Genomic DNA, 23,992 nt, shown 5'->3' with positions numbered 1-23,992 from the left:
TAAAATTTTTAAAAAGAAGACTTTTTTATTATCAGGAAATTAAATAAACAAAAATATACAAAAGAGGTGTTAATTATGGAAAATATGGATTATACTATGAAATTTGAAGCACCAAAGGAAGAAAACTTAAGTGTTGATCAAATAATAGAGACCGTATATGCAGCTTTAGTTGAAAAAGGATATAATCCTATAAATCAATTAATAGGTTATTTTTTGTCTGGGGATCCTACCTATATAACTAGTCATAATAATGCTAGAAGTTTAATTAAAAAATATGAAAGAGATGAGATATTAGAAGAAATTCTCAAAAAATATTTAGAAGGAAAGTAGGTAGACGAATTTGAAAAAGAAGTTTTTAGTATTATTCTTACTAATAGTCGTACTAATTAATTCTGTACCTGATATGAGCTTTGCAAATGAAAAAGGAAAAGTCATATTAATAAATATAAACAGAACTAGTATACAGGATTTGAAAGATATAAAATATCTAAATAATCAAATGAATGAAAATGGATATGTAGGACTTATGAACATAAAGGGTGCAAATGGAACTTCAGATATAAGGTCTTATGCAAGTATAGGCGCTGGAACCAGAGCTTATATAAATCCATCAGATATAGACTTTGAGACTATAAATGAAAATAGTAAAGAGATATATTTAAGAAGAACCGGAATAAATCCTGGATATATAAATAATTTAGATATTAATAAAACTAATGCATCTAATGAAAGAGGAGAATATGGAGCTTTTTTAGGTGCTATTGGATATGAATTTAATAATAACAATCTTAATCTGGCTGTTTTAGGAAATTCAGATACAGATGAAGAAAAACATAGAGAGATAGCTCTAATAGGAATGGATATAAATGGACAAGTACAAAATGGGAATATAGATAATATTAATATTAAAGATCAAACTATGCCATTTGGAATAAGAACAGACTATGATAAATTAAAAAAAGAAACAAAAAAGTATTATGATGAAAACAATCTACTTATAGTAGAACTTGGAGATACATATAGACTAGATCTTTATAAAGAAAATCTAAATGAAGATTCTTATGAAAAAATGAAAACAGAAATATATTCTAATATAAGTGATTATTTAAAAGAAGTATTTAAAATAGCAAATGAAAACGATAGAATATATATTACAAGTGCTTATCCTGAAAAGCAAGATTATATAGATGGATATAGACTATCTCCTATAGTTGTATTTGATGGAAAAGAAAAAGGATTACTAACATCGGGTACGACTAGAAGAAAAGGTGTTTTATCAAATCAGGATATATCAGCTGATATATTTGACTATTTTGGAATAGAGTCAGATGTTATAGCAGGAAAAACTATACAAAAGATTGAATCCGATAATAATATGGAGTTTTTATTAAAAGATTACGATAAAATAGTGTCTAATATGCAAATAAGAATACCTGTACTTTATACTTATGCTGCATTTGAGATGATAATGTGGATGATAATGCTTGTTGCAATATTCTTTAGACATAAGACACCTAAAAATACATTTAGAGTATTGTGTGCTATATTGAAATTTACAATAACTATACCGTTTGTATTGTTGATAGCACCACTACTTAACTATTCAACAAAAGCATCTATAATAACATGTATAGTAGGATTGTTAATAATTGTTTACTTCTTAGTATACAAAATAGTAAAAGATGACTTGAGTAAATTGATACTTCTAAGTGGATTAGTTGCATTGGGAGTATTAATAGATGCTGCTACAGGACAAAATATGATAAAAAGTTCATTGTTAGGATATGATCCTATAATTGGAGCTAGATATTATGGTATAGGAAATGAATATATGGGAGTTTTAATAGGCTCTTTAATATTCTCGGTTGCAGGTCTTTTAGAAAAGAATATAATAAATAAGAAAATAGCATCTGTAATACTTATAGTGTCAATAGTACTACTTGGACATCCTAAGATGGGGGCTAATGTAGGTGGAACTATAACATCAGTATTTTCATTTTTATATTTAATAATGAGACTTTATAATATAAAAATAGATTTGAAGAAAATAATTTTTATAGGACTTGCTGTAGTGGGAGTAGTATCTACTATGGCGATAATAGACATCTATTTTATAGGAAGTCAATCTCATCTAGCAGGGGCTATAAAGAAAATAGCATCTGGAGGACCTCTTATAATACTTCAGATAATAACTAGAAAAATTGAGATGAATATGAAGTTGATTGGAGTATCTATATGGAGTAAGGTTTTAATACTAGGACTTTTAATAGTAGTAGTACTATTTCAAAAGCCTGTTGGAATACTTAAAAAAGTATGTGATAGATATCCATACCTTGCTAAAGGATGGACTAGTATTATAGTTGCAAGTATAGTAGGGTTCTTAGTAAATGATTCAGGTGTAGTTGCAGCTGCAACTAGTATAGCATACGTTATAATACCTGTACTTGTATTACTTGCAAAAGAATTAGATGTATCAAAATGATTTTAAGTCCCTGTATAACAGGGACTTATTTTAGGGGAAAAAAATTTTGAAGGATGGGGAAAGTTATGGAGTATAATATATTAGGTAAAAGTGGATTTAAAGTTTCTAAAATGTGTTTTGGGGGATTAACAATAGGACCACTTCAACGAAACTTTAGTGCAGAAGATGGAGCAAAAATTATAATCGAGGCCTTTGAAAGAGGTGTCAATTTTATAGATACAGCTGAACTTTATGGAACATATAAGCATATAAATGAAGCATTTAAAAGTTATCAAAGAGATAAAATAACTCTTATAACTAAATCATATTCTTATTCTAAAGAAACGGCTGAGAAGAGTTTGAAAAAAGCAATGGAGGAGATGAATACTGATTATATAGATGGATTCTTGCTTCACGAACAAGAAAGTGAACATACATTAAGGGGTCATTGGGAAGCTATAGAGTATTTTATCAAAATGAAGGAAAAAGGGTATATAAGATCAGTTGGAATATCTACACATACAGTAGCTGCGGTAAAAGCGGCTTCCAAGCTTGAAGAAATAGATATTATTCATCCAATAGTTAATAAAGCAGGTATTGGTATACACGATGGAAGTATAGAAGATATGATAGGAGCTATAAAAGAAGCTAAAAAAAATAATATAGGAATATACGCTATGAAGCCTCTTGGTGGAGGAAATTTGATACACTCCTATGATGAAGCATTAGACTTTTCTCTAAATCTAGATATATTAGATTCAATAGCTATAGGGATGCAATCAAAGGAAGAAGTAATAGCTAATATCTGCAAATTTGAGGGAAGAGAGATACCTCAAAATATAAAACAAAAATTAAATAATAAAAAAAGAGAACTTAAAATAGCTAATTGGTGTGAAAGATGTGGTGCTTGTGTAGCTAAGTGCCAACATAATGCATTATCTATAATAGATGATAAAGTAGTTATAGATAAAAGTAAGTGCGTACTATGCGGATATTGTTCGAAATATTGTAAAGACTTTTGTATAAAGATAATCTAGGAGGAAAGTATGAAAAGAATAATGGGACTTGATGTAGGTAACAAAACAATAGGTGTAGCGGTTAGTGATCTGATGCAACTTACAGCTCAAGGAGTTACAACAGTAAGAAGAAAAGGAATAAAAAAAGATTTAGAAGAACTAGATAAAATAATAAAAGAAAAAGAAGTTTCACAAATAGTCGTAGGTCTTCCTAAAAATATGAATGGAACACTTGGACCTCAAAGTGAAAAAGTAGTTAAATTTACTGAAAAATTAAAGACTATAACTGACCTTGAAATAAAATTTTGGGATGAAAGACTTACAACTGTTGCAGCTGAAAGATCTTTAATTGAAGCTGATGTGAGTAGACAAAAAAGAAAAAAAGTAATAGATATGCTAGCGGCAGTACTTATTTTACAAGGATACCTAGATATGCAAAGAAATATATAATATTTATATATTAAATTTTAAGACTTTGGTATATAATAATAGTAAATAATAAATTTCGATGAGGTGACTTTAATGGAAGAAAACATAGTAACATTAGTAGATGAAGATGGATTAGAGATTCAATTTGAAGTTATAATGACTTTAGAAGCTCAAGAAAAAGAATATGCAATCCTTATGCCTTTAGATGAAAATGATGATGAAGAAGCATACATATTCAGAATGGAAGAAGAATTAGATGGAGAATATGCTATAGTTCCTATAGAAGATGATGAAGAGTATGAAAATGTAGTAGCTGTATATCATACTTTAATGCAAGAAGAAGGATTAGAATAATATAGTTTTTAAAATTCATACTAGAAATAGTATGAATTTTTTTTGTCAAAATACAGCAAAACACAATATTGACATTCATTATCATATGAAATATAATGTATTTGTGAAATGAGAACTATTTTAAATTAAAAGTGGGAGGAACTTCAATGACTTTAGATAAAATAAATAGAGGACAAAAAATAGAAATAATGGAAATACCAAATGAAAAGATCAGAGTACAAGCTATAAGACTAGGTCTTTATGAAGGTGCTAATTTAGTGTGCTCTCAGAAAGTATTTGCAGGTCCTATAGTACTACAAAATAGATTTCAAGAAATAGCTATAGGGAGAAAATTAGCTCAAACAATAAAAGTAAAAGCAGTATAGGGGGAAGTAAAATGTCTACATGTCACACTTATAATCCAAGCGTAACTACGAAAGATGGCGATATAAAATTAGTCTTAGCAGGAAATCCAAATGTAGGTAAATCTGTGTTTTTCAATTATTTAACAGGTATTTATGTTGATGTATCGAATTTCCCAGGTACTACGGTAGATATAAGCTCTGGAAGATTTGAAAATTATGTTGTAATGGATACTCCAGGAGTTTACGGAATATCTTCTTTTAATGATGAAGAAAGAGTAGCAAGAGATGTAATTCTTTATGCAGATATAATATTAAATGTTGTAGATGCTCTTCACTTAGAAAGAGACTTGTTTTTAACACAACAATTAATAGATACAGGAAAACCTGTAATTGTAGCTCTTAATATGATGGATGATATAAAGAGAAACGGAATAGAAATAGATATAGATAAGTTGTCAAAAGAATTAGGTGTAAAAGTAATACCTACTAGTGCTATAAAGGGACAAGGTCTTGAAGATGTTAAAAATAGCTTAAATGAAGCAAGAGTAGGTAATAGAATAGATATAGTAAAAGATAAAACTATTGAAATACAAGAAATTGCAGATTTTGATTCAGAAAGACTATTAATACTTGAAGAAGATGAGAATTTATTAAAAAGACACGATGTAAGTAATTCTCCTAAATTGAGAGAAGAAATATATAAGCAAAGAAGAACTAGAATAGATTATATTATTAATAGCATAATAAAAGAAACTAATGAAGGTGCATCGTTTAGAACTAAACTAGGTAGATGGATGGTTGAGCCTTTAACAGGAATACCTATATTACTTTTAACACTATACATAATATATCAAGCTGTTGGTGTATTCGTTGCACAAACTGTTGTTGGAGTAACTGAAGAAGTTATAATGGGACAATATTATTATAATATAATAATGAATACTGTTGGAAAATTTGTATCTGATACTTCATTCATAGGGCACTTATTAATAGGAGAGTTTGGAGTTTTAACTATGGCTCCTATATACTTGTTTGGTTTATTATTACCACTTGTTGTGGGTTTTTACTTCTTCTTATCTTTATTAGAAGATACAGGATACCTTCCAAGAATAGCAACATTAGTTGATAGAATGTTAAATTTTATAGGACTTAATGGTAGAGCTATAATACCTATAATACTAGGATTTGGTTGTGTAACAATGGCAACTGTAACTACTAGAATATTAGGATCAAAAAGAGAAAGATTCATTGCTACTATGCTTTTAGGTCTTGCAATACCATGTTCAGCACAATTAGGGGTTATAGCTGGTCTTATTGCGTCGTTAGGAGCTAAATATACGTTTATTTATATAATTACAATAGTACTTGTATTTGGTATTGTAGGAGTTTTATTAAACAAATTTATGAAGGGTGAATCTACTGACTTATTGATAGATTTACCACCTCTTAGAATGCCAAAAATGTCAAACATTATGAAGAAGACATATTTAAAATCTAAAATGTTTATAATAGAGGCGGGACCTTTATTTGTATTAGGTGCTGTTATAATAACTGTTCTTCAAGATACAGGTGCACTAGATGCTACAATAAATTTATGTGCTCCTATAACACAAGGATTTTTAAAGCTTGATCCAAGAGTTACTCAAACTTTTATAATGGGGATTATAAGAAGAGATTTTGGAGCTGCTGGACTTACAGATTTAGCATCTCAAGGTGTTTTAAATGCACCTCAGCTTTTAGTGTCTTTAGTAGTTATAACTTTATTTGTTCCTTGTATAGCGGCTATTATGGTTATATTTAAAGAAAGAAGCTGGCAAGAATCTGCAGCTATATGGATAGGAAGTTTTGTTATATCTTTCTTAGTTGGAGGAATATTGGCGCAGTTTATAATATAATAATAAGTATAGACAAAAAATTCTTGAGCATAACAACTCAAGAATTTTTGTATATAATGAAGGGTGGGGTTATTATGGAGATTAAATGTCCAACTTGTGGGTATACTATAAAGGATAATAAAGATCTAAAGTGCCCAAGATGTAATGCTAGCTTGGTTGATTTTTTTAAGTGCAGCGGGGCTTGTAAGAAGTGTAATTTAAAGAAGGAATGTAAAAAATAAATTTATTTTATATATGAAAAAATTATAAGTTTTTCAAACTGAGGATAACATTGATTAAAAATCAAATTTGCAACTATTTTGAGCAACAGAGACCGGAGGACTCGTTGGCGACATGAGCCATGCGGTAGCATGAAGCCAATTTTTAATTATCAATTGAAAAAATATCAATTGATAAAACTTGACATAAGCATAATATTCAGATAAAATATTAAATGAAAAGAATTATTATTTGAAAATGTAGGTGATTATATGGAAAGTTATATAGACATAGTAAAACTTAAATTAAAAGAAGAAGGCTATAAACTAACTCCTCAGAGAAGATCTATAGTCGATATAATGATAAAAAATGAAGGAAAACATTTAAACAGTGAAGAAATATATGATTTAGTTAAGGTTGAGTGTCCAGAGATTGGTCTTGCAACAGTATATAGAACACTTCAGTTATTAGATGATATAGGCGCTGTATCAAAGCTTAACTTAGATGACGGTTGCTGTAGATACGAAATCAATTTAAATGACGAAACACATAATCATCATCATCTTATATGTAAAAAGTGTAATAAAATAATAGAAGTTGAAGAAGATTTACTTGAAACGTTAGAAGAACAAATAGAAAAAAATTATGGATTTAAGATATTTGATCACGATGTTAAGTTTTTTGGGATGTGTAATAGCTGTAAATAAACCCCGTGGCATTTGCCATGGGGTTTTTAAAAATCAAAGCTTATATTTAAATGTACATATGACTATCAAAAAATACACGAATGTATAAACTAATTCAAATATATTACCAGATAAGCTACCAACTTTAAATGGGGCTAGAGAAATTTTTTTATTGGATATTGGATAAAATATAGGTATACCCATTTTAGTGAATATATCACCTAAAAAGATGTGTGAAGCATAACTAATTGAGGTGTATAATGCAAGTTGTGGGCAGTTTATTATTGTCTCGATTTCTTTTAATAAAAAATAAAAAAGTATAATACCTATTAAGCTATGAGTAAAGCCTCTATGTCTTAGCCATGGAGCAACTCCTATAAATATAGTTAATGAAATAAAAGCGAATGGAGCTTTTATATAATATAAAGATAAGCATAGTATAAATGATAAAGCAGAAAATAGTGATTTTCTAAGTGTAGTATGCTTTAATTTATTTTCTATGAGTACTATAAGAACAAAGCTGAGTATAAAATTAAAAGTTAGATTTTTATTTATATATATTAATATAAAAAAAGTAATCATATTTATTAAATAAAGGGTGTATCTATAAATAGCTTTGGAAAATGAACTTTTTATTAATAAATTAGAAACTGTAGAATGAGATTCATCTATGTCTGGAAGTAAGGAACAAAATGACGAAATCATGAATGTTAATGGAGAAAGTGGTTTGTCGATTAATATCGAAGTTTCAACAACTGTTAATACTCCTATTGCAAAGTGACTTACGCCTCTCATGGGCAACCTCCTTAGTTTGGATAAGATTTAATTTGAGGATATCAAAATAGAATAAATTTGTCAAAAAATTATTCTATTAAATATATATATATGTATGATAAAATGTATACGTACTATGGTAATAGTTGGACGTTTTTTATTATTACCTATTTTAAAAAATGAACGGGTAAAACGGACAATTTAAATATAAAAGGAGATGATTTTATTGATGAGAAAATCGAACAAGTTAAAAATAATTCCTCTTGGGGGATTAAGTGAGATAGGAAAAAATATGACTGCTATTGACTATAAGGATGAAATAATAGTTATAGATTGCGGTCTTAGTTTTCCTGAAGATGAAATGCTAGGTATAGATATAGTTATACCTGACATTAGTTATCTTTTAAAGAATAAAGACAGAGTTAAGGGGATATTTTTAACTCACGGACATGAGGATCATATAGGAGCTCTTCCTTATGTGTTAAAAAAATTAAATGTACCTGTATATGGAACAAAGTTGACTATAGGGCTTGTAGATGTGAAATTAAAGGAGCATAGACTTAATAATGTAAACCTTAACATAGTTAAACCTAAAGATATAATAAAAACTAATTTAATGGAAGTTGAATTTATAAAAGCTACTCATAGTATACCGGATGCATGCTCGATAGCTATTCATACAGAATTAGGGGTTATATTCCATACGGGAGATTTTAAAATAGATTACACTCCTATTGATGGAGATGTAATGGATTTTCATAGAATAGCAGAGCTTGGCAAAAAAGGAGTCCTAGTTATGCTAGCTGACTCAACTAATGCTGAAAGATCAGGTTCTACAATGTCTGAGAAAACAGTTGGTTTATCTTTTGATGATATATTCAAAGGAGCTAAAAAAAGAATAATAGTTGCAAGTTTTGCTTCTAATATACATAGAGTACAGCAAATAGTAAACTCTGCGTATAAGTACAATAAAAAAGTAGCTGTATCTGGAAGATCTATGGTCAATGTAGTTAATGTAGCTAAGGAATTAGGATATTTAACTCTTCCAGAAGGTATATTAATAGACCTTAATGATATAAACAATTATGCTCATGATGAATTAGTTATAATAACTACAGGATCTCAAGGAGAGCCTATGTCTGCCCTTTCTAGAATGGCGGCATCAGAGCATAAAAAGATGGAAATTGAAAGAGGAGATTTAGTAGTAATCTCTGCTCATGCTATACCAGGAAATGAAAAGACAGTTTCAAGAGTGATAAACCAGTTGTTTGAAAAGGGTGCACAAGTTATATACGATGATTTAGAGCATATACATGTTTCTGGTCATGCGTGTAAAGAAGAATTAAAGCTTATGCATAGATTAGTTAATCCTAAATACTTTATACCTGTTCATGGAGAATATAGACATTTAAAGCAACATGCTGAACTTGCAAAATCAATGGGAATGCCAAGTGAAAATATATTTACAATTAATACAGGATCTGTTGTTGAATTTGGAAAAAGTCATGCAAGACTTGCTGGATATGTTCCTTCTGGAAACATACTTGTAGATGGACTTGGTGTTGGAGATGTTGGAAATATAGTTTTAAGAGATAGAAAACACTTATCAGAAGATGGACTTATGGTAGTTGTTGTAACTATAGCAAAAGAAAATGGAAAAGTTATAGCAGGTCCGGATATAATTTCAAGAGGATTTGTATATGTTAGAGAATCAGAAGATTTAATAGAAAAAGCAAAGGTTGTAGTAAGAGAAGCTTTAATTGAATGTGAAAACAAACAAATAAGAGAATGGGCATATTTAAAAAATGCTATAAAAGATGAACTTAAGAATTATTTATATGAAAAAACTAAAAGAAATCCTATGATATTACCTATAATAATGGAAATTTAATATATAATTTATAAATAAAAAAAGATGCAATCGATATTAAAATGGACCCTTTGTCAAGGACATTATAAAAAAAGGGTTAAGCTGCATTCAAAAGATGATTTCTAAATTGTTTAGGAGTCATCTTTTTTAATCCCCATTGACATCTATAATTATTATAGTAATCCATGTAATTATCAACTTTATTAATTACTTCTTCAAGTGTAGAACATGTTTTGAAATCTACTTCATCCTTCATATGACCAAAGAAGGATTCTTGAGGTGCATTATCCCAGCAGTTACCACGTCTAGACATGGATTGTCCTAGATTATGGCTTTTTAGTAATTTTTGGAATTTAGGGCTTGTATAGTGGACCCCTTGGTCAGAATGGATAAAAGCTTCATCATGTAAATCAGCTTTATGTGTATTAACTAATTTTTTAATTGTAATTGTAGCTATATCTAAAGTAATTCGATCAGATACATGATATGCTAGAATATCGTTACTAGAGCTATCTTTGATAGCTGATAAATATGCCATTTTATTTATCCCGTAAGGGATGTATGTGATATCAGTAAGTAGCACCTTGCCAGGAATACCCTGTTTGAAATTTCTCTGTAGCAGATTAGGTACTACTCTATGTTCTTTTGTCGCTTTGGCTATTCTTCTATACGGATTGGCTTTTCTTATAGGACATACTATACTGTATTTTCGCATAATCCTTTGGATTTTTTTTCTACTGTATATAATACCAAACTCATTTTCTAGTGTCATTTTAATTGATCTAGAACCTTTCTTATAACCTCTATAATTATAAGCCTTTAATATAATATCTCTAGCTTTTAAATCTTCATTCTCCCTTATAGTTCTAGAAGGTGCTGTCTTTAAATAATGATAATAACCTGAACGTGAAACCCCTAAAATTGAGCAGCAATAAGAAACTGTGCCTGAATAATCTTTTTTAGACACAGTCTTTAAAATTAACTCATATACTTCATTATTTGTTAGATTTACGCAGTTGTTTACCAGCCTCCTTTCTGTCACGTCGAGCTTTTTTAGCAATTCTAATTGTTCCTCAAGCAGTTTTATTTTAGCTTCTTGTTTGCTAATAATATCGTCCTTTGAAACTGGAGCATTACTTGGTCTGCCTGAATTCACTCTTCTAGTATCACTTAATCCTATAATTCCATCTTTCTTGTACGCTTTTATCCATCTGGCTGCCGCCTGTTCATAGCGCTTGACACCAAGTATTTCAACGTCAAATCCAGCATCAATGAAAATAGTTCGTGGTGTGCTTCCTCTTAAATACTCCTCAATAAACATTATTTTAAACTCGTCAGAGTATGTTATTGACTTCTCGCTAACGCGCTTTACATAAGGGTTCTTATTTAATCTTTCAATATTGTCTTTTGAAAATGTAATTTTACTCATACTAAAGGCCTCCATATTCAATGATAATTATACACAAAAAAGTACCTATAAACTAGACACTCTTTTTTATGTGTCCAATCTATAGGTACCATTTTATATCGGTTGCATCTTTTTTTATTTATAAATTATTTCATTTTTTGTTTTGTAGATAACTTATTGAAAAAGCTATACTTGCAACTATTTTTAAGCAACAGAGTCGTGAGACTTGTTGGCGCCATGAACTATGTGAATTTTGAGCAACGGAGCCTGTAAGGATCGTTGGCGATATGAGTCACCGCGTTAGCGAGTAGACGAATTTTTATGTTTTTTTTTACCAAATTGTAAACCGTATAATAAACCTTTTAAAGTGTCAAAATATAACTAAAATGAGATGAGGTGAAAGAATGAAAAGAAAATTAAGTTTAGTTTTAACTATGATAATGATTATATCTTCATTTACTTCATTTGCAAATGAAGATATGAAATTAAGTTCAAAATCTGCTATATTAATAGATGCAAATAGCGGAACCATTCTATATGAAAAAAATTCGCATGAAAAATTACCTCCAGCCAGTGTTACAAAGATAATGAGTATGCTACTTACCATGGAAGCTTTAAGTGAAGGAAGAATAAAATTAGATGATCAAGTCACTATAAGTGAAAATGCATCTAGTATGGGAGGTAGCCAATTATTTCTAGAACCTGGAGAAGTCAAAACGGTTGATCAATTACTTAAAGGTATAGCTGTTGCATCTGCTAATGATGGATGTGTAGCCATGGCAGAATACATTTATGGAAGTGAAGAAGCATTTGTAAAGAAGATGAATGAAAAAGCACAAGAATTAGGAATGAAGGATACACATTTTGTAAATACTAACGGATTACCTGTAGAAGATCATTATACAAGCGCTTATGATATATCATTGATGTCAAAGGAGCTAATAAAGTATAAGGATATTCATAAATATTTAAAAATATGGATGGATGAAATTGTAGTTGGTAAAAAACAAAAGAAAATAGGTCTTGTAAACACTAATAAGCTTGTAAGATTTTATAAAGGAGCTAATGGAATAAAAACTGGATTTACAAATGAAGCTAGATTTTGTCTATCAGCATCAGCAACTAGAGACGATTTGACTTTAATAGCTGTGGTTTTAGGAGCACCTTCATCTAAGGAAAGATTTAGTGAAGCATCATCTTTATTAAATTATGGATTTGCTAATTATGAAACTGTAAAAATATACGATCAAGGTCAAGTAGTGAAAAAAGTTAAGTTAGAAAAAGCAGATCCTGAGAATATAGAACTTACATGTGAACAACCTCTTTATTATTTGAATAAAAAGGGAGATAAAAAAGATTTCAAACAAAAAATAGTTATAGACGAGAATTTTAAATTTCCTATTAAGAAAGGACAAAAAATAGGAGAGGTTCAAATATATAAAGATAAAAAGATTATTATGAAATCCAATTTAGTATCAAATAAAGAAGTTAAAAAGGCCGGTTACTTAAAAATGTTAAATAAAGTTTTAGATTCTATATTAAAATAAAAAAACAGTCTAAGTAAAACTTAGACTGTTTTTTATTTATCTTCTAGGAGCTAATCTATTGAATATATTCTGAATTTCAGTGTTAATATCTTTTATAGGTTGTCCTGCTCCAACATTCTGGCCTAATCGTCTCAATTGATCGTAGACATTATTGTCTTGAGAGATAACTACTTTATCTATATTAGCATCTGTATTCTTACAAGCAGATTCTATTTGATTCTTTAATGATTCATTTAAAGTTGTATTTGGATCTACAGCAACAACACAAGTATCTCCTTGAACTGCTACTGAACAATCTTTAACTCCTTTTAATTGATTACACTTGCTTCTAATTGTATTATTTAAACCAGCACTCTTTTTACTAATGTTGTTTTGATAATTATCATTTAGGTTATTAGTGTTTCCTACATATCCAGTATATTGATTAGGGTTATATTTTGGATTTCTGTTACTTCCTACATAGCCTGTATATTGATTAAGATTATAATTTGGAGTTCTAGTATCTCCTACATATCCTCTATACTGATTAGGATTATAATTTGGAGAATCTGGATTTCCTACATATCCTGTATTAGGATATGTGGTTTGATAATTAGGTGATCCCATTCCTACATTTCGATCATTTACATTTCTAGCTGCTTGATCATTAGTACATCCCATCATAAAAGTAGATAGACCAAGTACTGTTACAACAGTATAAACTAATGGCTTTGAATTTTTTTTCATAAATACACCTCCTATAAATAGTTTTTCTTTTCGGAGGAATTTTATAATGTTAGATAATTAGCAAGATATGAAAAAAATTCAAAATTAATCACAACAACTAAATGTAAATGTTCTAGAGATTCTCGTACATTCATTTACAACTACTGTTATTGTAAGTGTTGCTGGTGTTCTACGAGTTTTTGAGGTGAATATAGAGTCAAAATCGATATTATTTTTTATGAGTAGCGAAGTTAGTGCGTTGACTTGTGCTAATTTAATTTTATCTGAATTCAAAAAACATTGGAATGCTTCACTTTCGAGTAGGCATGCTAATTCACTACAAAAACCCTTCATAAAAAATCTCCTTTCTATATTATATGTAAAATAAAAATATTCTTCTTTTTATATTATGAACTATATATGTTTTATGCTACTTTAGATATAAAGTAGCATAAAACATATCTATACAATTAAATTTCTTTCAAAAAATATGTGAGTTTGTTATAATAAGTAGTATCGTAGAATAAGAATGGAGAATGAAAATATGATTGATTTTTTAATAATTCTTCCCGGTATATTAATGGCAATATCTATACATGAATTTGGACATGGATATGCAGCATATATATTAGGAGATGACACAGCTAAAAAAAGTGGAAGGCTTTCTTTAAATCCTTTAAAGCATATAGATCCTATAGGATTTTTAATGCTAATTATTGTACATTTTGGATGGGCAAAACCTGTTCCTATTAATTCAAATAGGTTTAAGCATAAAAGAATAGGACTTTTTTTAGTTTCAATAGCAGGAGTTATATGCAACATAATACTTGCTATAATATGTATATATTTATACAAGTATGAACTTAGATATGTAAATATGTATGCACTAAATAGTATAATTTTAAGTGCGGTAAGTATAAATATTGGATTTGCTGTATTCAATTTATTACCTATACCTCCTTTAGATGGATCTAAGATAATACTATCTATTCTTCCAAATAGATTGCATTATTATTATTTTAAATATGAGTATATAGGCAGTATTATATTAATAGTATTGATGTTTACGGATAATATAAGGATAGTCACAAGTCCTATATATAATGTTATAAACAATTTAATAAATATTATACTTTAAGGTGATTGATATGGGATATAATGTAGCTTTAAATTTTTACGAAGGCCCAATGGATCTGTTATATGATCTAATAGTAAAACACAAAATAGATATATATGATATATCTATTTTTGAAATAACAAAGCAGTATCTAGATTATTTAGATGAAATGGGAGGCATGGACCTTGAAATAACTAGTGATTTTATAATAATGGCGTGTAGACTTCTTGAAATTAAATCTAAATATTTGCTGTATAAAAAAAATGAAGAAGAAGAAGATCCTAGAACTGAGCTTATGCATCAGCTTATAGAATATAAAAACTTTAAAAATGCATCAAATTACTTAAAAGATAGAATGTATTTAGGAGAAGGTGTATTTTACAGAAAAAAAGAAGAAATCTATATAGAAGAAAAAATGGATTTGTCAAATTTAAATATAGATATGCTTATGAAATTCTTACCAAGTGTTGTTAAGGAAATAAGAAAAGAAAAAACGGAGAATAAATTAGATACAATATATAAAAAGCCTACTATTTCAATAGAAGAAAAAATTTATTATGTCAAAAACCAATTGGATAAAAAGGGAAGGTTGCTATTTAAAGATTTAATAAAAACTTCAGATAAAGAAGAAATTATAGTTACTTTTTTATCTGTTCTTGAACTTATAAAAACAAAGAATATAGTAGTAAAACAAGAAGAATATTTAGCAGATATAATAGTTAAAAAGGTAGAGTGATTTGTATGAATAACAAAAGAATAAAAAATATTATAGAATCTATACTATTTTCATATTCAGATCCTATAACAGTAAAGGAAATAAAAGAAATAATAAATGAAGACATGAAATCTCGGGATATAGAAAATATATTAATAGAATTAAAGAAAGAATATGAAGAACAAAATAGAGGAATACAAATATATAATGTTCAAAACAAATATCAAATGGGAACTAACAAAGAGTATCAAGAGTATGTAGTAAAGTTATTTGAACCTAAAAAGAAAAAAAGTTTAACTCAAGCTACTTTAGAGACATTAACTATAATAGCTTATAAACAACCTATAACCAAGGTGGAAATAGAAGAAATACGTGGTGTTAAGTGTGATAAGGCTATATCTACATTGGTTGAGCATGGATTTGTAAAAGAAGCAGGAAGACTTAATAAAATAGGAAAACCTATAATATACAAAACAACTGAAGAGTTCTTAAAACTGTTTGGTCTTGATAAGATAGAAGATTTACCACCTGTTGAAGAAGAAAAAACACAAGAATAAAAAATTAGCTTTATAATATATAAAAAATCGCATTATGCTATAGCATAATGCGATTTTTTTTAAAATGATGGTGGAGTAGAAACCCACAGTATAGAAGCTGCTTTGTTTGTATTATTTACAATATAATGATCTTTATCTGGAGTAAAGTAAAAACTCTCTCCTTTTTTTATTTTAAACTTTTTACTGCCTATATGAATTATTACAGAACCTTTTACTATATAACCGAACTCTTGTCCCTGATGAGGCCTATCTACTACTGTCTTACCTCCGGATTCTATGTCTACTAAAATAGGTTCCATATCATTTTTTTGAGAATTTGGAATAAGCCAATGAATTGTATGTTTTAATTCTTCATTAACGGATTCGTATATATCATCTTTTTTGTAAACAATTTTTTCTTCTACAACTTCATTAAAAAATGCCTTTAAATCAGTTCCTAATGCTTCTAGAATATCCATTAATGTCGCAATAGATGGAGAAGTTAAGTCTCTTTCGATTTTAGATATAAAACCTTTTGTAAGGTCACATCTTTGAGCTAACTCTTCTTGTGTCAATTGATTTAATATTCTCAATCTATTAATTTTTGCTCCGATTTTCAAAATAATCACTCCTATAATTAAGGGAAAAATGTTTTATAAATTAAGTATAAAGAAATACTACTTTATAAGTATAATATATAATCAATAATATATCTATATTAGATAATAAGAAAATAAAAAAAAGTCAATAGATTTTATAAAAAAAAGTATGCATTTCATTTTTTGGGAAATAATATATGTATGAAAATTATTGTTTATATATTCTTATTTTTGATATTTTTAGGAATAATTATATTAACTTCTAATGTGAAAATAAGAATAAAATTGATTAAAAATGGACAAAATGATGAAATAGCATTTAAAATAAAAGGTTTATTTGGAATTATAAAGTATGAAAAAAAATATTCTTTCTTGGATTTGTCTGTTGATGAAGAAGGAATAAATTTAGAAGCTGCACAAGATACTTCTACGAAAGGAGATTTAATAAATAGTTTTAAGGAAAGGCTTAATAATAAAGAGATATTAAAGGGTTTTGAAAGTTTCAAAAAAACACTTGAATATCTTTTAGGAAAAGCTGATATCAGAAAAATAAAAATAGATACATATATATCTAATGAAAATGTATTTTTAAGTATATTTTTGTTCAATTTTACAAATATAATATTCAAATATATCTATGATAAAGCAAATATTGATGATTTGAAATTAAATATAAAACCTGGATTCAATGAAAATGTATTTAAAATATATATAATAACAGACTTTAACTTAAAAGTCATAAATTCTATAAGACTTTTTAAAGAATACAGAACTTTTAAAATAAATAAAGGTGGTGCATAAATAATGCCAGAACAACAAAAGCATCCAATAGAGAGTTTAATGAAAACTACTATGGAAAATATGAAAGATATGATTGATGTGGATACTATAGTTGGAAATCCAGTTGAAACATCAAATGGGTCAGTTTTAATACCTATATCAAAGGTTTCGTTTGGATTTGCGTCTGGAGGAGGCGAGTACAACAAGAACTGTAGATCAGAGGAAGATTCAAAAGATGCATATCCATTTGCAGGAGGTACTGGAGCAGGTATAACTGTTCAACCTGTAGCTTTTATGGTAGTAGAAAAAGAAGAGACTAAGCTTATGTATGTAGATCAAAATGCAAATATGCTAGATAATATACTTAACAAAACACCGAAGCTTATGGAAAATATACAAGGTATGTTTTCAGGCAAAGGAAAAAGCAGCGGTCAATCTAATAATCAATCTAAGAAACAAGATGAAAATAAGCAAGAAAATGAAGATTCTAAAAATAATAAAGAAGAAAATTAAAGCTGAAGGCAAAAACTTGCCTTCAGCTTTTCCTATTTGTAACCAAAACAAGCAAATGTAAATAAATTATAGTAATGAGTATAGTTTGAAATAAAGTTTTTATACTATGGTAGATTATATGATTCTGAATCTATGGATAACATTGATTGAAAAACTACACTTGTAACTTTTTTGAGCAACAAAGCTCGTTAGATATCGTTGGCTACATGAGTCAGCGCATAACGACTAGACGAATTTTCTATTCTAAGCTTTAGGATAAGATTTGCAACGTGCCATTTATATTGTTTGAAAGGGGGATTGTTATGGGTAACAAAATATGTGTTGATGCAGGTAGTATGTATTGCCCTTGTCACCTAGCTAAAAGTGGAGATTGTATAAGTTGTTCTTTGCTATCGGGTAAGGAACTATGTGAGTGTGACTTAAAAGGAATATGTATATACCAAAATTTCAAAAGAAATAATGAAAAAATAAGTGAGCCTAGAGAAGGTATATTGTGCAAGGTATTAAAACACAAAGAAATAAAGACTAATATATATTTAATCAGTATAAGCATACCAAAATGCCTGGCAGGTGAACTGATACATCCTGGATCATATATACTTTTGAAAGATAAAAAAAGAAAAGATGATATGTTTAATAGTCCTATTTCTGTGATGAATGTAGACTTAGAAAATAATATACTGGATATAGTTGTGGAAAGTATAGGACCTAAGACAAAAGATTTATTAAATAGTGATACGGTATTCATAAAAGGACCATATACTAATGGTATATTTGGAATTAAATATTTCAAACAATTAAAAAGTAAAAAAGTATTGATTGTAACAAAAGGACTATCAAGTGTTACATTGATAAATGCAGTTAATAATCTTTTGAAGAATAATAATGAAGTAAAAGTATTTTTTGATAGCTGTGGCAAAAAAATTGAAGAGGTAGAAAGAAAACTAAAAGAATTAAATGTAGATTTAGAGTGTTTTGACTTTAGAGACAATGAGAACTTAATAAAGAAAGAATTAAAAAAAGGTGTAGATATGGTTTTTAGTGCAGGGTCTAACCATTTTAATAAAAATACTATGAATATAGTTGATAGTGTAGACGATACAATAAATTTAGCTATAACTAATAATAATTTGATTTGCTGTGGAGAGGGCATATGTGGTGCTTGTATTGTAAAGGTTAAAGGTGAAAAAATAAAAACTTGCAAGACTCAAATAGAGCCAAGAGTATATCTAAAGGAGGCTTTGAAATGAGAAAAGTTGTAGTCATAGGTGGGGGTTGGGCAGGATGCGCTGCTGCTATTAGTGCTAAAAAAGCAGGAGCTGATGTTACGTTAATAGAAAGAACAGATATGTTACTTGGACTTGGAAATGTCGGGGGAATTATGAGGAACAATGGAAGATATACAGCTACAGAAGAAAATATACTATTAGGTGGTAGAGAACTATTTGAACTCACTGATGAATACTCAAGACATAAAGATATTGATTTTCCAGGTCATAAGCATGCACGACTGATAGTATTGCGACTTTTTGGCATGATATGGAACTGAGGGAACTATTTTTTTTTAGCCCCCCATAAATCAACCTGAATATTATTTGTTTCCCCATCCCATGTAATTCTATCTACTAGAGTTTCTAACAAATATCTTTTCTTCATTATTATATTTTCATCATTATTTAAAGAGTCTACATTATCAAAGAATGAATTAAACTCTTTAATAGTATCTAGGATAAGAGTGGTATTTATTATATTAGTGGAAGCTTTCTTTTTTTCATTTTTATTATTAGTCAATTTCATTTCTAATTCTTTGATTTCTTTTCCAAGATTATCTATTTTAGAAATAATAAATTCAGAAGCTACAGAGTTAGAATCTATTTTTGCCAATTGATTTAATAAAGAATCCATATGTTTTTGTTTCTCTTCAATGTCTTTTTTGATATTACCAATTATAGAAGGTGTTTGAGTAGATTCTGTTTCTTTTTGATATTTTTCTAATTCTTTCATAATTATATCTGTATTTAAGTTTTTAATATGGTCAATTACAAGTTTTTCTAATCTATCTCCTCTAACGTTTGGATTATCACATCTACTTTTAGCGCTATGGGCTTTCATAGTACACATATAGTAGTAGATTCTTTCACCAGTATCTTTTCTAGGTCTGCCATAACTAATTCTCATAGGAGCACCACATTTAGCGCATTTTAAAATACCGCTGAGTAGGGATTTTCTAGATGTACCTTGTCTTGGATTTTCTTTTTTTGAATTCTTATCTAGTTTTCTTTGTACCTCAAGCCAATCATTAGCAGATATTACACCTTTATGCTTAGAAACAGCTGCTATCCATTTGCTCATATCTCTTTGTTTAGATTTAGAATTACATTTATTATATGTAAGGATTCCATTGCCATTAGGGTTACCACAGACCAACATTCCTTTTTCTTTTAAATATTCGAATACATCGTCATTAGATTCTACATAAACAGGGTTGCGAAGTATATCATTTACAGACATAGAAGCGAAATCTCCACCATTTTTTCCTTTTATGTTATTTGCAAGAAGGTATTTGAGTACCATATGGATAGATCCACCTTGGATGTATTTATCAAATATGAGTTTTACTCTATCTAGTTCATCTTTAATTGGAATAAGCTTTGACATAGATCGTTCTTTAAATTCAGAATCCAAATAAGTAATTTGTTGACTTTTAAATCCTAAGGAAGTTTGTCCTCCAAGCCAACGACCTGTTTTAGCAAGTTCCATCATATTATCACGAATTCTTTCTGCTATAGTTTCTCTCTCAAGCTGAGCAAAAACAGAAGCTATATAAACCATAGCCTTACCAATAGGAGTAGAAGTATCAAATTGTTCTTTTATAGATACAAAACTTATATTGTAATCTTGTAATAATTCTAGAGTAGAAGAAAAGTCAGCTACATTTCTACTAATACGGTCCAATCTATAACAAATAAGTACATCGAATTTTTTCTTTTTAATATCTTGAACAAGTTCTTGAAACTTAGGTCTATTTGTATTACCTCCAGAAAAGCCTTCATCTTCATATATTGTAAATTCAGTAATATCTAGATGCTTTGCAGCATGTTCTTTACACATTTGTACCTGGTTTTCAACGGATTCGCCTTTACCAGTAAAAACAGATTTACGAGAATAAATTGCAGCTTTCATAATAAGCTCCTTTCTAATCTATATATACTATATTGAAATTTATTATATCATAAAGTGAAACTTAATTTATATTGATATAGCTTTAATATAAATTGTATATATCTACATATTAAGCTATATGATAAAATTGAAAGTATAAAAATTTATTTAGTTACAAGTAAAAAAATGAGGTGAAATATATGTTTAAAAGTATAGATGAAAAAAAGAATATATTAGATAGCAAGAGACCATTACCTAAATATACATTAAAAAGTATAAGAGAAAATCTGCTTTTAGAGTGGACATATAACTCAAATGCGATAGAAGGAAATACACTAACCTTACAAGAAACTAAAGTTGTTTTAGAAGGTATAACAGTTGGAGGTAAAAGTCTAAGAGAGCATCTTGAAGTAGTGAATCATAAGGAAGCAATACTTTATGTAGAAGATATAGTAAGAAAGAATGAACCATTTTGTGAGTGGCAGATAAAGAATATTCATAGACTTGTTTTAAAAGCAATAGACGATGAATATGCAGGAGTATATAGAGATCAAAAGGTAATTATTGCAGGAGCAAAGCATGAACCACCAGAACCAATGCTTATTAAAGAAGAGATGGAAAGATTAATAGATTGGTATAATAATGAATCTCAAACATTGCATCCAATACAAAGAGCAGCACTTCTTCATATTATATTCGTAGGAATACATCCTTTTATAGATGGCAATGGAAGAACATCAAGACTTTTATTAAATCTAGAACTTATGAAAAATGGATATCCTCCTATAGTAATAAGAAATGAAAATAGAATAAAATACTATAATGCTCTTGATAAAGCACATACAACAAATCAGAATGATGATTTTATAGAATTAGTAGTCGAAGAAGTAAATAGAACTTTAGATTTGTATTTAAGATTAATATAAAAAGAGTAAAAACTCGTGAGATAGCAGCTGATAAAGCTATAGCTTAAATAAAAGATAGAAATTATAGACAGGAATTAGTAGATAGAGGAATAAAAAATATACTACAGCTCGGAATAGCATTTGAAGGAAAAGAAGTTTTAGTTAAAGAACTGAATAGATAGGATTAATTGAAATCTGCCATGGTTGGGATAACTGATATGGCAGATTTTATTATTGTGGAGAATGTTTTCAATTTTGGTATTAGCTTTTTTAAACTCATTTGTAGAGTTGTTAGCTTCTGTAGATCCACAAGCTGTAAATAATAGCATTAGTAGAAAGCATAGTATTATAGATGATATGTTATTAAGTTTTTTCAATATGAGACCTCCTTTAGATACTATTTTATATAATTGTTACAGAACTAATATTCGATATTTATGAATTAAATCCTCTTTCGTAGCACAAAAGAAGTGTATGACAAGAACAGATTTTTTAGACAATAATGTAAAATAGTGTACATATATGGTGTTGTAGTAAAATACGGTATGAATAATCAATGAAAATAAAATTAGCCATATTAATAAAAAATATGGCTAATTTTTAGAGTGTGTAAATAACTTTGCGTTTTTCTATTTTTTTAATGGATTTTTAATTGCTAAACCAATTTTTTCTTTACTAGAAATATCACATATAAAAATATAATCAGAATTATTAAAATTTGTTGTTCCAGTAGCTTCTCCTAAATTCATTATTGTTCCTGTTTCATTCTTATTTATAATTAAACCATCTTTTCTATCTGGGGATTCATCTCTACCTAGAAAATCAGGATATTTTTTTTTCTTTTCAAAATATGTTTTATCATCTAAATGTATAAAATTACTTCTTATATATTCTTTATTTTTTATTTCACCTGATGTTAACCAATATAGAGGATTTAAATCATCTTTTAAAGCTCTGACTTTTACATATAAAACATAATCTTCTGGATTTCCATAAAGTTTATCAATACCTGTATTTTCATAAATTAAAGAAATATCTTCAATTATAAATTTATCAGAAATCTTCATTGGTAAATCTTTTTTATTTATTATACAAATAGTTTCAAGAACTTCATTGTTATATCTTCCATTGTCATCAAATAACTTTAATTTACTTCCTTTTTGTATTATTGTATTAATTTTACTATTTTTTAATGAAGATATATCTTTAATATTATTACCATTTTTATTTACTAAAATATTTAATATTTTAGTAGATTCTGCTCTTGTAGCATTATTATTTGGTTTAAATGTTTTATTTGGATAACCACTTACAAATCCTTCTTCTACTGCTTTTTTAACAAATCCTTTGAATTCATTTGATATTTGTTTATCATCTATAAAACTTGTATTTCCTGTTGATACATTTAAATTTGCAGCCCTTACAATCATTCTTGCTATTTCTTGTCTTGTAATATTTCTATCATAATTCTTAAACTCTCCATTTTTTATTATATTTAATTTTTTTGCTTCTTTTATATAATTATCGTACCAATCATTTGTATTATTTGTTGATATATCTTTTCCTAAAGTTTCTACTACAACTAATTTTGTGAATTCTGCTATTGTTATATTGTTTTCAGGTCTAAACGTTCCATCGGAATATCCATTTATATATCCTAAATTAATCAATTTTTCTATATATCCTTTAGCCCAATGAGTATCTATATCTTTTATTTTTATGTTTTGAGCATAAATAGAATTTGTATTTAACAATCCTAGTATTAATAATAAACTTAATAGTTTACTAATATGTTTTTTTGTTTTCATTTTTAAATTCCTCCATATATTTTTATTAATATAAATAAATTATACTTTGTTTAATTTCTCGAAACAAGAAATATTTGTATAAAATATAAAAAAATACAATTATATAGATAGAATAGTTTTAAATTTTCTTCTACTATTAGGATAGAGATATTTTCAAAAACACTAATAGA

At 28.2% G+C, this 23,992-nt stretch carries 27 protein-coding genes; 20 read left to right on the top strand and 7 right to left on the bottom strand.

Going from position 1 to position 23,992, the window contains the following annotated elements; genetic code table 11:
- The first annotated feature begins 72 nt into the window (after window positions 1-72).
- The 9 genes from P4S50_RS10420 to P4S50_RS10380 all read left to right on the top strand — a co-directional run bounded on the left by P4S50_RS10420 (window position 73) and on the right by P4S50_RS10380 (window position 7,404).
- Window positions 73-330 (top strand): IreB family regulatory phosphoprotein, encoded by a 258-nt coding sequence (locus tag P4S50_RS10420; RefSeq protein ID WP_277734717.1) that lies wholly within the window; start codon window positions 73-75, stop codon window positions 328-330.
- Window positions 331-340: 10 nt separating this feature from the next.
- A complete protein-coding gene (locus P4S50_RS10415) occupies window positions 341-2,482 on the top strand; it encodes a hypothetical protein (RefSeq protein ID WP_277730728.1) in 2,142 nt (713 codons plus the stop codon).
- A gap of 65 nt (window positions 2,483-2,547) precedes the next feature.
- Window positions 2,548-3,498: an aldo/keto reductase gene (locus P4S50_RS10410; protein ID WP_277730727.1), complete on the top strand. Its 951-nt coding sequence runs from the start codon at window positions 2,548-2,550 to the stop codon at window positions 3,496-3,498.
- A gap of 9 nt (window positions 3,499-3,507) precedes the next feature.
- A complete protein-coding gene (ruvX, locus tag P4S50_RS10405) occupies window positions 3,508-3,927 on the top strand; it encodes a Holliday junction resolvase RuvX (protein ID WP_277730726.1) in 420 nt (139 codons plus the stop codon).
- A gap of 72 nt (window positions 3,928-3,999) precedes the next feature.
- On the top strand, window positions 4,000-4,260 hold the full coding sequence (locus tag P4S50_RS10400) for a DUF1292 domain-containing protein (protein WP_277730725.1): 261 nt from the start codon (window positions 4,000-4,002) through the stop codon (window positions 4,258-4,260).
- A gap of 146 nt (window positions 4,261-4,406) precedes the next feature.
- Window positions 4,407-4,625 (top strand): FeoA family protein, encoded by a 219-nt coding sequence (locus tag P4S50_RS10395; RefSeq protein WP_277730724.1) that lies wholly within the window; start codon window positions 4,407-4,409, stop codon window positions 4,623-4,625.
- 11 nt (window positions 4,626-4,636) lie between these two features.
- Complete coding sequence (gene feoB / locus P4S50_RS10390; RefSeq protein WP_277730723.1) at window positions 4,637-6,499, top strand: ferrous iron transport protein B; 1,863 nt, start codon at window positions 4,637-4,639, stop codon at window positions 6,497-6,499.
- A 74-nt stretch (window positions 6,500-6,573) separates the two neighbouring features.
- Entirely contained in the window at window positions 6,574-6,720 is a 147-nt protein-coding gene (locus P4S50_RS10385) for a hypothetical protein (RefSeq protein WP_277730722.1), read from the top strand.
- A 249-nt stretch (window positions 6,721-6,969) separates the two neighbouring features.
- Entirely contained in the window at window positions 6,970-7,404 is a 435-nt protein-coding gene (locus tag P4S50_RS10380; RefSeq protein ID WP_277730721.1) for a Fur family transcriptional regulator, read from the top strand.
- 33 nt (window positions 7,405-7,437) lie between these two features.
- Here P4S50_RS10380 and P4S50_RS10375 read toward each other — a convergent pair whose 3' ends face one another.
- On the bottom strand, window positions 7,438-8,178 hold the full coding sequence (locus tag P4S50_RS10375) for a metal-dependent hydrolase (protein ID WP_277730720.1): 741 nt from the start codon (window positions 8,176-8,178) through the stop codon (window positions 7,438-7,440).
- Between the two features lie 208 nt (window positions 8,179-8,386).
- Here P4S50_RS10375 and P4S50_RS10370 point away from each other — a divergent pair, with 208 nt between their 5' ends.
- Window positions 8,387-10,048 carry a ribonuclease J gene (locus P4S50_RS10370; protein WP_277730719.1) on the top strand — a complete coding sequence of 554 codons (1,662 nt, stop codon included), beginning with the start codon at window positions 8,387-8,389 and terminating at the stop codon, window positions 10,046-10,048.
- A 76-nt stretch (window positions 10,049-10,124) separates the two neighbouring features.
- Here P4S50_RS10370 and P4S50_RS10365 read toward each other — a convergent pair whose 3' ends face one another.
- Entirely contained in the window at window positions 10,125-11,456 is a 1,332-nt protein-coding gene (locus tag P4S50_RS10365; RefSeq protein WP_277730718.1) for an IS3 family transposase, read from the bottom strand.
- Window positions 11,457-11,839: 383 nt separating this feature from the next.
- Between P4S50_RS10365 and P4S50_RS10360 the strand changes: the two genes are divergently transcribed.
- The gene (locus P4S50_RS10360) at window positions 11,840-12,982 is read left to right on the top strand and encodes a D-alanyl-D-alanine carboxypeptidase family protein (RefSeq protein ID WP_277730716.1); all 1,143 of its coding nucleotides are present in this window, start codon (window positions 11,840-11,842) and stop codon (window positions 12,980-12,982) included.
- 36 nt (window positions 12,983-13,018) lie between these two features.
- On the opposite strand, the gene P4S50_RS10355 is transcribed toward P4S50_RS10360, so the two are convergent.
- Window positions 13,019-13,708 carry a YhcN/YlaJ family sporulation lipoprotein gene (locus P4S50_RS10355; RefSeq protein WP_277730715.1) on the bottom strand — a complete coding sequence of 230 codons (690 nt, stop codon included), beginning with the start codon at window positions 13,706-13,708 and terminating at the stop codon, window positions 13,019-13,021.
- An 84-nt stretch (window positions 13,709-13,792) separates the two neighbouring features.
- Complete coding sequence (locus P4S50_RS10350; RefSeq protein WP_277730714.1) at window positions 13,793-14,041, bottom strand: hypothetical protein; 249 nt, start codon at window positions 14,039-14,041, stop codon at window positions 13,793-13,795.
- Window positions 14,042-14,231: 190 nt separating this feature from the next.
- Between P4S50_RS10350 and P4S50_RS10345 the strand changes: the two genes are divergently transcribed.
- Genes P4S50_RS10345 through scpB form a run of 3 tightly spaced genes read left to right on the top strand, consistent with a single transcriptional unit; the run spans window position 14,232 to window position 16,076 of the window.
- The gene (locus tag P4S50_RS10345) at window positions 14,232-14,825 is read left to right on the top strand and encodes a site-2 protease family protein (protein WP_277730713.1); all 594 of its coding nucleotides are present in this window, start codon (window positions 14,232-14,234) and stop codon (window positions 14,823-14,825) included.
- 10 nt (window positions 14,826-14,835) lie between these two features.
- A complete protein-coding gene (locus tag P4S50_RS10340; protein ID WP_277730712.1) occupies window positions 14,836-15,540 on the top strand; it encodes a segregation and condensation protein A in 705 nt (234 codons plus the stop codon).
- A 5-nt stretch (window positions 15,541-15,545) separates the two neighbouring features.
- Window positions 15,546-16,076: an SMC-Scp complex subunit ScpB gene (scpB, locus tag P4S50_RS10335; protein ID WP_277730711.1), complete on the top strand. Its 531-nt coding sequence runs from the start codon at window positions 15,546-15,548 to the stop codon at window positions 16,074-16,076.
- Between the two features lie 59 nt (window positions 16,077-16,135).
- On the opposite strand, the gene P4S50_RS10330 is transcribed toward scpB, so the two are convergent.
- Window positions 16,136-16,675, bottom strand: coding sequence for a helix-turn-helix domain-containing protein (locus P4S50_RS10330; RefSeq protein ID WP_277730710.1), 540 nt, complete (start codon window positions 16,673-16,675; stop codon window positions 16,136-16,138).
- 180 nt (window positions 16,676-16,855) lie between these two features.
- Here P4S50_RS10330 and P4S50_RS10325 point away from each other — a divergent pair, with 180 nt between their 5' ends.
- The 4 genes from P4S50_RS10325 to P4S50_RS10310 all read left to right on the top strand — a co-directional run bounded on the left by P4S50_RS10325 (window position 16,856) and on the right by P4S50_RS10310 (window position 19,496).
- Window positions 16,856-17,455, top strand: coding sequence for a hypothetical protein (locus P4S50_RS10325; RefSeq protein ID WP_277730709.1), 600 nt, complete (start codon window positions 16,856-16,858; stop codon window positions 17,453-17,455).
- A gap of 3 nt (window positions 17,456-17,458) precedes the next feature.
- Entirely contained in the window at window positions 17,459-17,947 is a 489-nt protein-coding gene (ytfJ, locus tag P4S50_RS10320; protein ID WP_277730707.1) for a GerW family sporulation protein, read from the top strand.
- 302 nt (window positions 17,948-18,249) lie between these two features.
- Complete coding sequence (locus P4S50_RS10315; RefSeq protein WP_277730706.1) at window positions 18,250-19,197, top strand: hypothetical protein; 948 nt, start codon at window positions 18,250-18,252, stop codon at window positions 19,195-19,197.
- Window positions 19,194-19,496 (top strand): FAD-dependent oxidoreductase, encoded by a 303-nt coding sequence (locus P4S50_RS10310; RefSeq protein WP_331489568.1) that lies wholly within the window; start codon window positions 19,194-19,196, stop codon window positions 19,494-19,496. The genes P4S50_RS10315 and P4S50_RS10310 overlap by 4 nt, the downstream gene beginning before the upstream one ends.
- A gap of 5 nt (window positions 19,497-19,501) precedes the next feature.
- On the opposite strand, the gene P4S50_RS10305 is transcribed toward P4S50_RS10310, so the two are convergent.
- Window positions 19,502-21,130 (bottom strand): recombinase family protein, encoded by a 1,629-nt coding sequence (locus tag P4S50_RS10305; RefSeq protein ID WP_277730705.1) that lies wholly within the window; start codon window positions 21,128-21,130, stop codon window positions 19,502-19,504.
- A 179-nt stretch (window positions 21,131-21,309) separates the two neighbouring features.
- Between P4S50_RS10305 and P4S50_RS10300 the strand changes: the two genes are divergently transcribed.
- Both P4S50_RS10300 and P4S50_RS10295 read left to right on the top strand, forming a co-directional pair.
- Window positions 21,310-22,035: a Fic family protein gene (locus P4S50_RS10300; protein WP_277730704.1), complete on the top strand. Its 726-nt coding sequence runs from the start codon at window positions 21,310-21,312 to the stop codon at window positions 22,033-22,035.
- A 222-nt stretch (window positions 22,036-22,257) separates the two neighbouring features.
- The gene (locus tag P4S50_RS10295) at window positions 22,258-22,455 is read left to right on the top strand and encodes a hypothetical protein (RefSeq protein WP_277730703.1); all 198 of its coding nucleotides are present in this window, start codon (window positions 22,258-22,260) and stop codon (window positions 22,453-22,455) included.
- 188 nt (window positions 22,456-22,643) lie between these two features.
- Here the strand turns inward: P4S50_RS10295 and P4S50_RS10290 are convergent, their stop codons facing one another.
- A complete protein-coding gene (locus tag P4S50_RS10290) occupies window positions 22,644-23,822 on the bottom strand; it encodes an S-layer homology domain-containing protein (protein ID WP_277730702.1) in 1,179 nt (392 codons plus the stop codon).
- Between the last annotated feature and the right edge of the window lie 170 nt (window positions 23,823-23,992).

This window comes from Tepidibacter hydrothermalis, assembly GCF_029542625.1.
GTDB lineage: Bacteria > Bacillota > Clostridia > Peptostreptococcales > Peptostreptococcaceae > Tepidibacter_A > Tepidibacter_A hydrothermalis.
This window is presented reverse-complemented; position numbering and strand designations above follow the sequence as displayed.

Bases quoted from the DNA above. Each gene is read 5' to 3' on its own strand.
- P4S50_RS10410 (WP_277730727.1), top strand. From the start codon at position 2,548: ATGGAGTATAATATATTAGGTAAAAGTGGATTTAAAGTTTCTAAAATG.
- ruvX (WP_277730726.1), top strand. From the start codon at position 3,508: ATGAAAAGAATAATGGGACTTGATGTAGGTAACAAAACAATAGGTGTA.
- P4S50_RS10400 (WP_277730725.1), top strand. From the start codon at position 4,000: ATGGAAGAAAACATAGTAACATTAGTAGATGAAGATGGATTAGAGATT.
- P4S50_RS10395 (WP_277730724.1), top strand. From the start codon at position 4,407: ATGACTTTAGATAAAATAAATAGAGGACAAAAAATAGAAATAATGGAA.
- feoB (WP_277730723.1), top strand. From the start codon at position 4,637: ATGTCTACATGTCACACTTATAATCCAAGCGTAACTACGAAAGATGGC.
- P4S50_RS10385 (WP_277730722.1), top strand. From the start codon at position 6,574: ATGGAGATTAAATGTCCAACTTGTGGGTATACTATAAAGGATAATAAA.
- P4S50_RS10380 (WP_277730721.1), top strand. From the start codon at position 6,970: ATGGAAAGTTATATAGACATAGTAAAACTTAAATTAAAAGAAGAAGGC.
- P4S50_RS10375 (WP_277730720.1), bottom strand. From the start codon at position 8,178: ATGAGAGGCGTAAGTCACTTTGCAATAGGAGTATTAACAGTTGTTGAA.
- P4S50_RS10370 (WP_277730719.1), top strand. From the start codon at position 8,387: ATGAGAAAATCGAACAAGTTAAAAATAATTCCTCTTGGGGGATTAAGT.
- P4S50_RS10365 (WP_277730718.1), bottom strand. From the start codon at position 11,456: ATGAGTAAAATTACATTTTCAAAAGACAATATTGAAAGATTAAATAAG.
- P4S50_RS10360 (WP_277730716.1), top strand. From the start codon at position 11,840: ATGAAAAGAAAATTAAGTTTAGTTTTAACTATGATAATGATTATATCT.
- P4S50_RS10355 (WP_277730715.1), bottom strand. From the start codon at position 13,708: ATGAAAAAAAATTCAAAGCCATTAGTTTATACTGTTGTAACAGTACTT.
- P4S50_RS10350 (WP_277730714.1), bottom strand. From the start codon at position 14,041: ATGAAGGGTTTTTGTAGTGAATTAGCATGCCTACTCGAAAGTGAAGCA.
- P4S50_RS10345 (WP_277730713.1), top strand. From the start codon at position 14,232: ATGATTGATTTTTTAATAATTCTTCCCGGTATATTAATGGCAATATCT.
- P4S50_RS10340 (WP_277730712.1), top strand. From the start codon at position 14,836: ATGGGATATAATGTAGCTTTAAATTTTTACGAAGGCCCAATGGATCTG.
- scpB (WP_277730711.1), top strand. From the start codon at position 15,546: ATGAATAACAAAAGAATAAAAAATATTATAGAATCTATACTATTTTCA.
- P4S50_RS10325 (WP_277730709.1), top strand. From the start codon at position 16,856: ATGAAAATTATTGTTTATATATTCTTATTTTTGATATTTTTAGGAATA.
- ytfJ (WP_277730707.1), top strand. From the start codon at position 17,459: ATGCCAGAACAACAAAAGCATCCAATAGAGAGTTTAATGAAAACTACT.
- P4S50_RS10315 (WP_277730706.1), top strand. From the start codon at position 18,250: ATGGGTAACAAAATATGTGTTGATGCAGGTAGTATGTATTGCCCTTGT.
- P4S50_RS10310 (WP_331489568.1), top strand. From the start codon at position 19,194: ATGAGAAAAGTTGTAGTCATAGGTGGGGGTTGGGCAGGATGCGCTGCT.
- P4S50_RS10305 (WP_277730705.1), bottom strand. From the start codon at position 21,130: ATGAAAGCTGCAATTTATTCTCGTAAATCTGTTTTTACTGGTAAAGGC.
- P4S50_RS10300 (WP_277730704.1), top strand. From the start codon at position 21,310: ATGTTTAAAAGTATAGATGAAAAAAAGAATATATTAGATAGCAAGAGA.
- P4S50_RS10295 (WP_277730703.1), top strand. From the start codon at position 22,258: ATGTTTTCAATTTTGGTATTAGCTTTTTTAAACTCATTTGTAGAGTTG.
- P4S50_RS10290 (WP_277730702.1), bottom strand. From the start codon at position 23,822: ATGAAAACAAAAAAACATATTAGTAAACTATTAAGTTTATTATTAATA.